Source organism: Halobacillus salinus, assembly GCF_004684905.1.
Taxonomy (GTDB): Bacteria; Bacillota; Bacilli; order Bacillales; family Halobacillaceae; genus Halobacillus; species Halobacillus salinus.
This window is the reverse complement of sequence record NZ_SRJC01000001.1, coordinates 1,610,228-1,624,210: the sequence shown is the minus strand read 5'-3', so window position 1 is coordinate 1,624,210 and position 13,983 is coordinate 1,610,228. Positions and strand designations below refer to the sequence as shown.

The following is a 13,983-nucleotide window of genomic DNA, read 5'->3' as shown; positions in this document are numbered from 1 at the left end:
ATGTTTCAGAAGAGAACAGGAGAAGTACTAGTAGAACAACTTATTTCTCATGACGTAGAGCATCTTTTCGGTTTACCGGGAGATTCTATCAATGAGTTTGTCGATGATTTAAGAAAGAGACAAGAAGATATTGAATTTGTTCAGGTCAGGCACGAAGAAACAGGTGCATTGGCTGCATCTTCCTATGCAAAGGTTTCTGGCAAAATCGGTGTGACTTTGGCCATCGCTGGGCCGGGTGCTGTACACTTGTTAAACGGTCTCTATGATGCCAAGGCTGACAATGTACCAGTACTCGCAATAGTTGGACAAGTGAACAGTACAGAAGTAGGGACGGAGGCGTTCCAAGAAATAAATCTAGAGAGAATGTTCGATGATGTAGCGGTCTTCAACAAACGAGCTGAGACGGAAGTACAGTTGCCGGACTTAATGAACCAAGCGATTCGCGAGGCATACGCTAAGCGTGGTGTTTCTGTACTGATTGTACCTGATGACTTGTTCGCCAAGAAGCAGAAGGATGAGCCGAGACTGACAGCACCGGGCTACATAAAGCCTGAAATGATGCCCAGCACACAAGACATGAAGCGTGCCAGGGAATTGATTGAAGCTGCTGAGAAGCCTGTGATCTTAGCTGGGCAGGGTACAAAGCATGCTAGAGAGTCGCTACTTTCATTTGCGGAAGCGGTCAAAGCTCCGATTGTATTGAGTTTACTCGCAAAAGGTGTGATTCCAGACTTGCATCCCTATAACCTGGGCCAACATGGGCAAATTGGGACAAAGCCTGCATATCATGCTATTAAAGAATGCGACTTGCTCTTATTGATCGGAACCCAGTTTCCGTATCGAGACTTTTTACCTGACAATGTAACGGCAATTCAAATTGATAATCAACCTGAAAACCTTGGTAAACACTATCCTATAGAAGTAGGTTTACCGGGAGATGCTAAGTCCACGATGGATGCATTAAGAGAACAGATTGTTCCTGTCGAGTCTCGTGACTTTCTAACGTCTTATCAGGAGAAGATGAAAGATTGGCACATCGCGCTTCAAGAAGAGAAGCGTCTTCAGGAGGACCCATTGCATGCACCCCAAGTGATGTATCAGATTGAAAAAGTAATGAAATCCGGTGCGATCATTTCTGGAGATGTAGGAAACTCTACCGTCTGGGTTTCGAGGTTCTTGCCGTTAGTCGATCAAAAGTACATGGTTTCAGGCTGGTTGGCTACGATGGGAAGCGCATTGCCAGGTGCAATCGCTGCACAGCTTGCATATCCCGATAAGCAAGTGATAGGGATTGCAGGAGACGGTGGTTTCTCGATGGTGATGCATGACTTTGTCACAGCTGTGAAATATGATCTTCCTATAAAGATGATCATTATGAATAACAGTAAGATTGGTATGATTAAATATGAGCAGGAACAGATGGGGCATGTGAACTATCTGACGAACCTCGGGGAAATTGACTTTGCGAAATTCGCGGAAGCCTGTGGGGGAGAAGGATATCGAATTGAAACATTTGATGATCTAGAACCGAAAATGCGCCAAGCTTTTCTTTCGAACAAACCGGCAGTAATTGACGTAGTCATTGAAGATCAAGCTCCGTTACCTGGACATATCGATTATACGTCGGCAGTTAACTTCTCTTCCTATATCATTAAGAATTTCTTTGAAACGGGAACACTGGATCTACCGGATATGAGAAAAGCGATTAAACGACTGTATTAACTATTAAGTCCTGCTGGTCTAACAGCAGGACTATTTTTGAAATAATACGTGATAACAAAGCAAGCCCCCGCTGAATATTCAACGGGGGCTTGTTCATGCTTTACACTTCCATGATAATCGGAAGGATCATTGGACGACGCTTAGTCTTTTCAAACAAGAATGGAGCAATCGTATCTGTGATTTCATTCTTGATTTCAGACCACTGAGTGGTGCGACGTTCCATTACTTTTTCTACATGGGAACTGACAAGCTTTTGAGCTTCTTTAATCAAGTCTTCGGACTCTCTCATGTAGACGAATCCACGTGAGATGATATCCGGACCTGAAGCAATTCTGAATTCTTTCATGTTGATGCTGACGACAACAATTACGAGACCTTCTTCAGAAAGAATACGTCGATCACGAAGGACAATGTTACCGATATCGCCAATACCGCTTCCATCAACATAAACAGATCCAGATGGTATTTTACCTGCAACCATTGCTTCATCTTTGCCTAGAGCTAAAACATCTCCATTATCCATGATAAAGCAATTGTCTGGATCAACATCACAATCATGGCTTAGCTTAGCGTGTTCTTTCTGCATACGGTATTCACCGTGTATCGGCATGAAGAACTTCGGCTGAATCAAGCGAAGCATCAGTTTCATTTCCTCACGACTTCCGTGTCCGGAAGTGTGAATATCGTTCAGTGGGCCATGAATGACATCGGCACCCGCTCTGTACAATTTATTGATTGTACGGCTGACACTAATTGTGTTTCCAGGGATTGGGGAAGAAGAGAACACAACTGTGTCGCCAGGTTGGATTTGGATCTGACGGTGCGTACCATTAGCGATACGTGAAAGAGCCGCCATCGGTTCACCTTGTGACCCGGTACAAAGAATGGCTACTTCATTAGCAGGAAGTCGGTTTATTTGCTGTGCATCGATAAAGGTATCTTTCGGTGCACGGATATAACCTAGCTCCTGACCAATGCTGATGGATGCTTCCATGCTTCGACCGAATACCGCTACTTTACGGTTGTTCCTCACAGCAGCCTCTACGACTTGCTGTAAGCGGTGAATGTTCGAAGCAAATGTTGCAAAAATCAAACGACCATCTACGCGAGTGAAGATGTCTTGAATACTTTGTCCAACCACACGTTCTGACTTAGTGAAGCCAGGAACTTCAGCATTCGTACTATCTGATAACAGGGCGAGAACACCTTCTTTTCCAATTTCAGCCATCTTAGCTAAATTGGCAGGTTCTCCGACAGGGGTGAAATCGAATTTAAAGTCTCCAGTATGAACGACATTACCAGGAGGGGTCTTTACAACGATTCCGAATGAATCTGGAATACTGTGTGTTGTACGGAAGAAGGACACAGAAGTCTTACGGAACTTAACCACGTCTTCTTCTTCAATAGTATGCAATGTTGTGTTTCGCAATAAACCGTGTTCATCCAGTTTGTTGCGAATTAGGCCAGCTGCTAATTTTCCAGCATATATAGGGATATTAACTTCACGTAATAGATAAGGGATTCCGCCAATGTGGTCTTCGTGACCATGGGTGATGAATAGTCCCTTGATTTTATCCTGATTCTGAACAAGGTACGTATAGTCTGGAATGACATAGTCGATACCTAGGAGTTCGTCTTCAGGGAATTTAATTCCAGCATCAATGAGGATGATTTCGTCCTGGAACTGAACGCCGTATGTGTTTTTACCAATCTCACCAAGTCCGCCTAGGGCGAAAACGGCTGTTTGGTCATTTTTTACAAACTTCATCCGTTAGAGGCTCTCCACGACATAATCTTCAGATTGTTTTTCGTAAGCCAAGTGATCCTCATCTAACACCTGGATGTATTCAATGTTAATACCCTTATCCGCTAATTTTTTACGTACTTGTCTCTCTGTTTCTGCTTCAACGTACTTGGCCTGAGTACGTTCACGCACAGGAACTTCTTCTTTATGTTCCTGATATAATACTTTAAATATCATTACTTTATCGCTCCTAACTAGATATAATTTCCACATTCTTGTCCTGTCATCAATCATAGCATGTTTAATAGATGTGTTGGTAATAAACGTGATGGTGGAACAAGTTCCAACCCATCAGTTACGCGTAGGTTTTACGTTCCATAAGTTTTTTCCAACGTTTTCTAAGCACCCTTCTTAGACGCTTCATCATCGTGCATCCATCTCCTTTCCAAGATGAAGAAAAGCACTAAAAACGTTAAACCGCCCAATCCCTGTTACTACTAGTATAATACGGTTTGGTAAAGAATGAAACATTTACATTTCGAATATTGTCTGTTTTTCTTCTCAAACCCAAGAAGTCGTGCTAAAGTAAACCCAAATACTAACCACTTCTAGTATTACATATCAGTAGAAGATTCAAACGGAAAGGACGTTGAAATGATGAAAAAGAAAATCGCATTTTTCGATATAGACGGCACTTTGTTGAATCATGACAAAAAGCTTCCTGAAGAGACAAAGCAGGCCATCCATGATCTTAAGGAGGCTGGTGTCTACGTCGCGATTGCTACAGGGCGTGCTCCATTCATGTACAAAGGGCTTCGTGAGGAACTTGGAATCGATTCCTTCGTTAGTTTTAATGGGCAGTACGTAGTCTTTGAAGGGGAAGTGGCTTATAAAAATCCTCTTTCCACGCCCCATTTAAAAGCTTTGCATCAGCAGTCTGAAGGAAACGACCACCCTATGGTGTTTATGGACCATGAAGGAATGAAAGCTACGACACCTGAACACTCCCATATCCAAAAGAGTCTAGGTTCACTCTACATCGATCATCCCTCAGTAGATGCTGCTTATTATGAGAAAAGGGAAATTTTCCAGTCACTATTGTTCTGTGAAGGAAATGAAATCGAGGAATACCGAAAAGACCACCCTGAGTTTGATTATATCCGTTGGCATCCCTTCTCTTGCGATGTTCTGCCTAGTGGTGGCTCCAAAGCAGAAGGAATCAAGATATTATCAGAAGCTGCGGGTCTTACTATTGAAGATGCCTTTGCATTTGGCGATGGCCTGAATGACATAGAGATGATCGAACAGGCAGGAGTTGGGGTTGCGATGGGCAACGCAGTACCAGAAACAAAGCAAGTAAGTGACTATGTAACAGACGACGTGGATAACGGAGGTCTTGTAAAAGCTATATATGAAGTTGGACTTCTATAGTTTAACTAAAATGCCTCGACACACTTTGTGTCGAGGCATTTTTTATCCTAGATCTTTCTGGGCCGTTTTATCGGTCTGCAGGGGTTGCATTCTCTGGCTCTTTGAATGGGTCTTCTGGATTGATGTGGTCATAAAACATAACACCGTTCAGGTGATCAATTTCATGTTGGAATACTATAGCTGCGTAATCTTTTAAGCGGAGTTTGACTTCGTTCCCTTCAAGATCTGTGGCTTTCACGGTTATGCGACGATAACGTGGCACGTAACCCGGAACCTCTCGATCGACGGAAAGGCAACCCTCTCCAGTAGAAAGGTACGTACGTTCTACAGAGTGGCTTACGATACGTGGGTTGAACAAGCCATAGGAATAAAGCTTATCCTTCAGGTCTACGAAATGTACCGCCAGCATCCGTTTGTTCACATTTATTTGTGGAGCTGCAAGGCCAACACCAGGACGCAGGCCGTAGCGGTCACAAACTACTTCATCTTGGCTGTTCTTCAAGTATTGAAGCATTTCTTCCAACGTTTGTTGGTCTTTTTCAGAAGGAGGGAGTTCTACGTCTTCTGTGACTTTTCTAAGTGCAGGGTGTCCCTCTCGTATAATATCTTCCATAGTAATCATTCCAAACATCCTTTCTAAGTTATCCACTGTAAAAATATAGATGAAAATAAAGTGCTGGTCCATAGAGAGAGTAAATGTTCTCTTGAACAGTACTGGAATTATAAAACGAGTAATTGGAAAAATCCGATAAATGTTACTTTCATTTTATTTTCATTTATTATACTATGGTACATATCACAAGATTACAATGATGAAGTTGTAGTACAAGGGGGAACTATTCGTGCGTTTACGTTTTCTATTGGCGTTGCTTGCAGCAGCGGCTTTTCTTTTGTCTGCCTGCACAGGGCCATCTGCTCAAGAAGAAATTTATGATCACCTAGAAAAAGCTGTTACTCTAGAGGATGCTTTCCGTGAACAGCAGCAGCCTTTAGTCGAGCTAGAGAATAAAGAGCAGGAGCTTTACAACCAGATTATCGAACTTAGCATGAATGAATTCGATCAAATCAAAAAGTTATCTCAAGAAGCAGCAGGTCTCGTAGAGGATCGACGGGAGAAGCTTGAGTTAGAGAAAGAAAGTATTGAAGCTGCTAAAGAAGAATTTGATAAGATCGAGCCCCTGATCGGTGACTTAGAAGAAGATACAGAGGTTAAGAAAAAAGCGGAAGCTATGTATGAGAAGATGCAGGAACGATATGAAGCCTACCAGGAATTATATAATAGCTACGACGAAGCGTTAACACTGGATACAGAATTATATGAGATGATGCAAAAAGAAGACTTGAAAGAAGAAGACCTTCAAAAGCAAATCGACAGCATCAATCAGACTTACACAAAAGTCATTGAAGCTAATGAGAAATTCAATCAGTACACAGAAGAGTATAATGACCTGAAAAAAGAATTTTACCAGGCTTCTGATCTGGATGTAGAATATGAAGAAGATAACAAGGAAGAAAATAGCGGAGATTCCGAATCGAATGAATCGTAATATTGTTTCATCAAACCGTCTCAGGTAGAGACGGTTTTTTTATTTGGATAAAGGTCAGTCACTACTCTTAGTTACCTATATAAAAGCGTAGTACCATTATAGAGCGAATCAGTTGCATAAGTTGCAAAAAAAAGACTAAAATTAATACAGGTATCAAAAACGATTGATACAGTATTGGGAATGCTAACCCTAGATTCACCACTTTTTGACACCTCAATCAATAGAGCTCTAATGGTCTACAATATATTTTGTAAAGTGATTGACGAATGATGACGAATTGAGCTAAACTACAAAGTGGATTTACATTGTATCAATAAATATCCTATAGGGAATGTAACAGTTTGCGTCTTAACTAACTCCATGATTAACAAAGATGGGGACGGGGTAAAACGTAAAGTGTGAATTGGTACAGATTTTTTAAAGAATTGGGAAAGCTACTCACAGCATCCATTTTCAAATAAGAAAGGAAGAGGTGAATCATTTTGAAACGAACTCTTGAGAACATTGAAAATCAGTTCGAAACGTTTCAAATTCTGAACGAAGAAGGCAAAATCGTTAATGAAGACGCTATGCCTGATCTATCAGACGAAGATTTAAAAGAAATTATGCGTCGTATGGTTTACACACGTATTTTGGACCAACGCTCCATCGCTCTAAACCGTCAAGGACGTCTGGGCTTCTACGCTCCAACAGCAGGTCAAGAGGCTTCTCAGCTTGGTAGCCAGTTTGCCCTTGAGAAAGCAGACTTTATCCTACCGGGGTACCGTGATGTTCCACAATTGATCTGGCACGGACTTCCTCTATACCAAGCGTTCTTATTCTCCCGTGGACACTTTAAAGGTAACCAAATGCCTGAGGGCGTTAATGCTGTAAGTCCACAAATCATCATCGGTGCACAAATCACTCAAGCCGCTGGTGTAGGTCTTGGTTTCAAGAAGCGCGGTGAAAATGCCGTATCTATCACATATACAGGTGACGGTGGTGCTTCACAAGGTGACTTCTACGAAGGTATTAACTTCGCAGGTGCATTCGGTGCACAGTCAATCTTTGTCGTACAAAACAACCGCTTTGCCATCTCTGTACCAGTTGAGAAGCAGTCTGCTGCTCAAACAATTGCTCAGAAAGCAGTTGCTGCTGGTATCGAAGGTATTCAAGTAGACGGAATGGACGTTCTAGCTGTTTATGCAGCTACGAAAGAAGCTCGTCAACGTGCAGTTGATGGAGAAGGTCCAACGTTAATTGAAACTCTAACATACCGTTACGGCCCTCACACAATGGCTGGTGACGACCCAACACGTTATCGTACAGAAGATATGGATAACGAGTGGGAGCAGAAAGATCCAATCGTTCGTTTCCGTAAGTTCCTAGAAGAAAAAGGTCTATGGTCTGAGGAAGAAGAGAACGAATTGATCGAGAAGACTAAAGAAGAGATTAAAGCTGCTGTTAAAGAAGCAGACAACACTCCTAAACAAAAAGTTACAGATTTAATGGATATTATGTATGAAGAACTTCCTTCAAACTTGAAAGAGCAAAGGGAAGAATACTCTGAAAAGGAGTCGAAGTAGATCATGGCACAAATGACAATGATTCAAGCCATCACAGACGCGATGCGCACAGAACTGAAAAATGACGAAAACGTGCTTGTATACGGTGAAGACGTCGGTCAAAACGGCGGTGTTTTCCGTGCAACAGAAGGTCTTCAAAAAGAGTTCGGCGAAGACCGTGTTTTCGATACACCACTAGCTGAATCCGGTATCGGCGGTATGTCTATCGGGCTTGCCCTTACAGGCTTCCGTCCCGTACCAGAAATCCAATTCTTCGGTTTCGTTTTCGAAGTAATGGATGCAATCAGCGGGCAAATGGCACGTTACCGTTACCGTTCCGGTGGTACGCGTCCAATGCCGATCACAGTTCGTTCTCCTTTCGGTGGCGGCGTACACACACCTGAACTTCACGCAGACAGCCTAGAAGGCCTAATGGCACAACAACCAGGACTACGTGTCGTAATCCCATCAAACCCATATGATGCAAAAGGACTGTTGATTTCTTCAATCCGCAGTAACGACCCAGTTATCTTCCTTGAGCACATGAAACTTTACCGCTCATTCCGTGATGAAGTACCTGAAGAAGAGTACACAGTAGAACTAGATAAAGCGACTGTAAAACGCGAAGGTACAGACGTTACGCTTGTTGCTTATGGTGCAATGGTTCACTCCAGCCTTAAAGCAGCAGAAGAGCTTGAAAAAGAAGGAATCAGTGCTGAAGTTATTGACCTTCGTACAGTGAGCCCTGTCGACTACGAAACGATTTTAGAGTCTGTTAAGAAGACGAATCGTGCCGTTGTTGTACAAGAAGCTCAGAAGTCTGCAGGTATTGCATCTGCAGTAGCAGCTGAAATCCAAGAGAAAGCGATCCTGCACCTAGAAGCACCAGTACTACGTGTAGCCGCTCCAGATACAGTTTACGCGTTCACTCAAGCGGAAGAAGTATGGTTGCCAAACCACAACTCCATCGTTGAAAAAGTAAACGCAGTAATGAACTTTTAATCATCTCTAAAAATAGGAGGTCATAACCATGGCATTTGAATTTAAACTGCCAGATATCGGTGAAGGTATCCACGAAGGCGAAATTGCCAAGTGGTTCGTCAAGCCGGGCGACGAAGTGAAAGAAGATGACGTACTTTGCGAAGTACAAAACGATAAAGCCGTTGTTGAAATTCCTTCTCAAGTAGATGGTACGGTTAAAGATATCCACGTTGACGAAGGCGAAACAACAACAGTAGGAACAGTAATCATCACAATTGATGACGGTTCCGAAGACTCAGGTGATTCTGGATCAGAAGAGAAGGAAGAGCCGAAAGAAGAAAAACAAGAGGAAGCTCCTAAACAGGACGAAAAACCAGCTGCACAAACAGACAGTGGAGACGTAGACGAAGACAAGCGTGTAATTGCGATGCCTTCTGTACGTAAGTTTGCACGTGACAACGATGTAGACATTCGTCAGGTACAAGGTTCTGGCAAAAACGGACGTATTGTTAAAGAAGACGTTGAAAGCTTCATGAACGGCGGACAGCCACAAGCTGAAGAAGCTCCTGCTCAAGAGGAATCTCAAGAACAAGCATCTCAACCACAATCTGTACCAGCTACAGGTGAAGAGTATCCAGAAACTCGTGAGAAGATGAGTGGTATCCGTAAGGCGATCGCAAAAGCTATGGTCAACTCTAAGCATACAGCTCCTCACGTTACGTTGATGGACGAAGTAGATGTATCAGAGCTTGTTGCTCACCGTAAGAAATTCAAAGCTGTTGCTGCTGAACAAGACATTAAACTGACGTATCTACCTTACGTAGTAAAAGCGCTTGTATCTGCAATTAAGAAGTACCCGATCTTGAATACTTCTGTAGATGACAGCACGGATGAAATTATCCAAAAACACTATTATAATATTGGTATCGCGGCAGATACAGATAAAGGACTACTTGTACCTGTTGTTAAAGAAGCAGATCGTAAGTCTGTATTCTCTATCTCAAGCGAAATCAACGAACTAGCTGTTAAAGCTCGTGACGGTAAACTTTCTGGTGATGAAATGAAAGGTGCTTCCACGACAATTACTAACATCGGTTCTGCTGGTGGACAATGGTTCACTCCAGTAATCAACCACCCTGAGGTTGCAATCCTGGGTATCGGTCGTATTGCTGAAAAGCCAGTTGTACGTGACGGCGAAATCGTAGTCGCTCCAGTACTAGCGATTTCCTTGAGCTTCGACCACCGTGTAATCGATGGTGCGACAGCTCAGCATGCAATGAACCACATCAAGCGTTTACTGAACGATCCACAACTTATTATGATGGAGGCGTAAAGTATGGTAGTAGGAGATTTCCCAATCGAACTTGATACGTTAGTAGTCGGTGCGGGTCCTGGTGGCTATGTAGCTGCCATCCGCGCTGCTCAAACGGGTCAAAACGTAACAATCGTAGACAAAGGTAACTTAGGCGGTGTCTGCCTGAACGTAGGTTGTGTCCCTTCTAAAGCGTTGATCCAAGCTGGTCACCGCTATGAACACGCAAAAGGCGCAGACGACATGGGTATTAAGTCTGAGAACACTACTGTTGACTTTTCTAAAGTCCAAGAGTGGAAAGGTAGTGTAGTAAACAAACTTACAGGCGGTGTTGAAGGCCTTCTAAAAGGTAACAAAGTAGATATCGTTAAAGGTGAAGTTTACTTCGTGGACAAGAACACTGTACGTGTAATGGACGATAAGAATTCTCAAACTTACACATTCAACAATTGCATCATTGCAACAGGTTCTCGTCCAATCGAACTGCCAACATTCAAATATTCTGATCGTGTCCTTGATTCTACTGGTGCACTTTCTCTAGAAGAAGTACCGAAGAAGCTTGTTGTAATCGGTGGCGGATACATTGGTACCGAGCTTGGTACTGCGTATGCTAACTTCGATACAGAAGTTACAATCCTTGAAGGTACAAAAGATATTCTTGGTGGCTTTGAGAAGCAAATGTCTTCTGTCGTTAAGAAGCGTCTTAAGAAGAAAGGTGTATCCATCGAAACAGAAGCGATGGCACAAGGTGTTGAAGAACGCGAAGACGGCGTAACGGTTAAGTATGAAGTCAAAGGCGAAGAGAAGTCCATTGATGCAGATTACGTATTAGTTACAGTCGGTCGTCGTCCAAACACAGACGAAATTGGTCTTGAGGAGATGGGACTTGACCTTACAGATAAAGGTCTGATCAACATCGACAACCAATGCCGTACAAATATCGAAAACATCTATGCAATCGGTGATATTGTAGCCGGACCACCACTTGCTCACAAAGCTTCTTATGAAGCGAAAGTAGCAGCGGAAGCTATTGCTGGTGAGAAAACAGAAATCGACTACCTTGGTATTCCAGCGGTTGTCTTCTCTGATCCAGAATTAGCATCTGTCGGTTATAGCGAGCAGGAAGCGAAGGATGCGGGATACGAAGTGAAAGCTTCCAAATTCCCATTCGGAGCGAACGGTCGTGCGTTATCTCTTAACGACAGTGATGGGTTCTTGAAACTTATCACGCGTAAAGATGATGATCTAGTAATCGGTGCTCAAATTGCTGGCCCGAACGCTAGTGACATGATCGCTGAATTAGGTCTTGCTATCGAAGCTGGTATGACAGCTGAAGATCTAGCGCTTACTATCCACGCTCACCCAACATTAGGTGAGATTACAATGGAAGCAGCAGAAGTTGCGATTGGTCAGCCAATTCACATTGTAAAATAATTGATACTAAAAAGAGTCACCATAACGGTGGCTCTTTTTTTGTGCTCATGAATTTAAAAAAATGAGGGAAAATATTTAGGAGGAGGTTTTTATGATGAAGGATAAGAATAAAAAGCATAAAAGCAAAAAAGATTTAAATGCTATGAGACATGAAAAGGGCGAACAAAAAGGGAAAGCGACTAATAAAGGCACAGAATAATTGGTAAGGACTTGCTTCAGGCAAGTCCTTTTCTACTTTTCACGAAGCTCAAAGAATCTTGAAATCACTAAGTAGTACGAAGACCATGGATACTAAAAAAACCTAAGAAGTAATCTTAGGTTTAAAATGACAACGTATTTTCGAGCTGGGTTAAGATTTTATCGCTCGAATTTTTTCCACTGATACTTTCTACTACTCGCCCTTCTCGTTTAATGACGAGCGTTGGGAGGAGGTCCTCAGACACACCTATTTCGTCAGACTTCGTTGTCGATTGTGTGAACTGAATATTTTCAACATTATTCCTGCTTGTTTTCCAATCCAAGAGGGCGTTCAAGTAATCATCAGCATGTTCTTTTTCGCTGCTTTTTGTATATAAAAATAATTCATAGTCCGATTCTGCGGCACTAAGAACTTCAACAGAATTTGACTGCGGGAGGCAACCGGCTAACAAAATGATTGCCATGATGGGTATCATCATTCGATAGATCATAGGCGTTTCACTCCCTTTGTTTCTTTGCATACTCAGTCTAACAAATGAGGTAAGGAATTTTGCTCTTGTTAACAAAATGTTACATAAATGAAAGGGATCTGTTGTATCATTAATGGATTTGTTAATAGATACATCGTTGTGTAAAGTTATACTGTTATCTTGACTATGTGGTGCACCCCATGGCTTAGGATAAGGATGGGGGGATAACTTGTACAAAGTAAGTGAATTTGCCAAATTAACGAGATTAAGTAAAGAAACACTCCGTTATTTTTCCAATTTGGAAGAACTATTGCTACAAAAGCGTCAAAGGATGAAGAGACAAATTAGAGAATTACAAGAGCGAATGAAGGAACTGGACGTTTTCTTACAGTCGGGGAAACCTTCAGGAAATCATGCCTAAAGTAGAAGAGCATAGGTTGGTCGAGGGGACTGAGGGAGAGAGCGGAGCTAAATACCTTCAGAAATACAGAGAGGGTAAAAGAGTGGAGACCTACAAAGTGGAGGAGTTAGATTATGCCGATGAACCTGATGATAAACGGAAGCAATGGAAGTTTGAATTAGGGAAAGCCTTCGAGGTCAATCTGACTTATACCTTTTATAAAGAAGCAGATCGAACTAGATTCGTGTATGAAGGGACGAATAGGGGGGTAATTTCATCGGTCGCGCTATGCTTAAATTAGGCAATGATAAAAGCCAGATGAATGTTGTAAACGAATTTCTTAATCGAATAAGTGAGGGATCAGTCAGACACGATAAATGATCTATATCATTTCTTAAATCTCTTTTCCATTAAAGTAGAGAAGCGATATTAGAATAAGATGACAAATAATAAACTGTCTGATATGATGACAATGTAACTGAATATTTTAACAACAACTACTAGGGGAGCCTAAATAGGCTGAGAAGAAGGAAATCGAACCTTCTGACTCTTATGAACCTGATCTGGTTAATACCAGCGGAGGGAAGTAGTTAGACGCACGAGGCGTCTATTTACTTATGCCTATTCGAAGTCAGGTCCGTACCCCGGACCTGACTTTTTTTGTTCTCCTTCAAGAAGGGAGGAATGAAATTGAATCGTACGAGGTTGATCATTGTAATGGCCGTATTTGTAGCAATTGGAACAATGGGTTCTCAGTTGCTTTGGTTTCCAGCGGGTATTGCTAAAGCTTATCCCGTACAGCATGCCGTGAATGTAGTGGCTGCAGTAGTTCTTGGGCCGATTCCAGCTGTTGGCATCGCTTTTGTAATAGGGTTGCTTCGCGTCTTTCTTGGATTAGGCACATTGCTCGCTTTCCCGGGTGGAATGATTGGGGCTTGTTTAGCAGGCTTATTTTACAAATGGACGCACCGTGCATCTTTTGCAGCTGCTGGTGAGGTTTTCGGCACGGGAATATTGGGAGCTCTGTTCTCTGTTCCATACTCCCATCTTCTTATGGGGAGTTCTGCGGGAGCGATGGCCTTTGTGCCGCCATTCATTGTTAGCAGTTTATCAGGAGCAATTTTAGGTTGGCTGGTTGTCAAGAAACTGCAACCGAGTGCAATACGTCTAGTACCTACAAAATCTTAAGGGGGAATTGTT

Annotated in this window: 13 protein-coding genes and 1 riboswitch; of the genes, 9 read left to right on the top strand and 4 right to left on the bottom strand. The window is 42.5% G+C overall.

Annotated elements, in window-relative coordinates:
• A complete protein-coding gene (locus E4663_RS08810; protein WP_079480449.1) occupies positions 1–1,722 on the top strand; it encodes a pyruvate oxidase in 1,722 nt (573 codons plus the stop codon).
• A gap of 100 nt (positions 1,723–1,822) precedes the next feature.
• Here E4663_RS08810 and rnjA read toward each other — a convergent pair whose 3' ends face one another.
• Together rnjA and E4663_RS08800 are read right to left on the bottom strand one after the other, a co-directional pair.
• Complete coding sequence (gene rnjA / locus E4663_RS08805; RefSeq protein WP_135327307.1) at positions 1,823–3,490, bottom strand: ribonuclease J1; 1,668 nt, start codon at positions 3,488–3,490, stop codon at positions 1,823–1,825.
• A 3-nt stretch (positions 3,491–3,493) separates the two neighbouring features.
• Positions 3,494–3,703, bottom strand: coding sequence for a DNA-dependent RNA polymerase subunit epsilon (locus E4663_RS08800; protein WP_079480447.1), 210 nt, complete (start codon positions 3,701–3,703; stop codon positions 3,494–3,496).
• A gap of 420 nt (positions 3,704–4,123) precedes the next feature.
• On the opposite strand from E4663_RS08800, the gene E4663_RS08795 reads away from it, so the two are divergent.
• Positions 4,124–4,897, top strand: a complete 774-nt coding sequence (locus E4663_RS08795) for a Cof-type HAD-IIB family hydrolase (protein ID WP_079480446.1) — start codon at positions 4,124–4,126, stop codon at positions 4,895–4,897.
• 67 nt (positions 4,898–4,964) lie between these two features.
• On the opposite strand, the gene def is transcribed toward E4663_RS08795, so the two are convergent.
• Positions 4,965–5,519 carry a peptide deformylase gene (gene def, locus E4663_RS08790; RefSeq protein WP_135327306.1) on the bottom strand — a complete coding sequence of 185 codons (555 nt, stop codon included), beginning with the start codon at positions 5,517–5,519 and terminating at the stop codon, positions 4,965–4,967.
• 220 nt (positions 5,520–5,739) lie between these two features.
• Here def and E4663_RS08785 point away from each other — a divergent pair, with 220 nt between their 5' ends.
• The 5 genes from E4663_RS08785 (at position 5,740) to lpdA (ending at position 11,715) form a co-directional block, all read left to right on the top strand.
• Complete coding sequence (locus E4663_RS08785; protein ID WP_135327305.1) at positions 5,740–6,444, top strand: YkyA family protein; 705 nt, start codon at positions 5,740–5,742, stop codon at positions 6,442–6,444.
• 482 nt (positions 6,445–6,926) lie between these two features.
• Entirely contained in the window at positions 6,927–8,009 is a 1,083-nt protein-coding gene (gene pdhA / locus E4663_RS08780; protein WP_079480444.1) for a pyruvate dehydrogenase (acetyl-transferring) E1 component subunit alpha, read from the top strand.
• Between the two features lie 3 nt (positions 8,010–8,012).
• Positions 8,013–8,990, top strand: coding sequence for an alpha-ketoacid dehydrogenase subunit beta (locus tag E4663_RS08775; RefSeq protein ID WP_079480443.1), 978 nt, complete (start codon positions 8,013–8,015; stop codon positions 8,988–8,990).
• Between the two features lie 28 nt (positions 8,991–9,018).
• Complete coding sequence (locus E4663_RS08770; RefSeq protein ID WP_135327304.1) at positions 9,019–10,302, top strand: dihydrolipoamide acetyltransferase family protein; 1,284 nt, start codon at positions 9,019–9,021, stop codon at positions 10,300–10,302.
• A gap of 3 nt (positions 10,303–10,305) precedes the next feature.
• The gene (gene lpdA / locus E4663_RS08765) at positions 10,306–11,715 is read left to right on the top strand and encodes a dihydrolipoyl dehydrogenase (protein ID WP_079480441.1); all 1,410 of its coding nucleotides are present in this window, start codon (positions 10,306–10,308) and stop codon (positions 11,713–11,715) included.
• Between the two features lie 320 nt (positions 11,716–12,035).
• On the opposite strand, the gene E4663_RS08760 is transcribed toward lpdA, so the two are convergent.
• Entirely contained in the window at positions 12,036–12,392 is a 357-nt protein-coding gene (locus E4663_RS08760; protein WP_158290462.1) for a hypothetical protein, read from the bottom strand.
• Between the two features lie 404 nt (positions 12,393–12,796).
• Here E4663_RS08760 and E4663_RS08750 point away from each other — a divergent pair, with 404 nt between their 5' ends.
• Positions 12,797–13,084, top strand: a complete 288-nt coding sequence (locus tag E4663_RS08750) for a hypothetical protein (protein ID WP_193554840.1) — start codon at positions 12,797–12,799, stop codon at positions 13,082–13,084.
• Positions 13,085–13,275: 191 nt separating this feature from the next.
• Positions 13,276–13,385, top strand: a riboswitch (TPP riboswitch).
• Positions 13,386–13,473: 88 nt separating this feature from the next.
• Positions 13,474–13,971, top strand: a complete 498-nt coding sequence (gene thiW / locus E4663_RS08745; protein WP_135327302.1) for an energy coupling factor transporter S component ThiW — start codon at positions 13,474–13,476, stop codon at positions 13,969–13,971.
• Positions 13,972–13,983 lie beyond the last annotated feature (12 nt).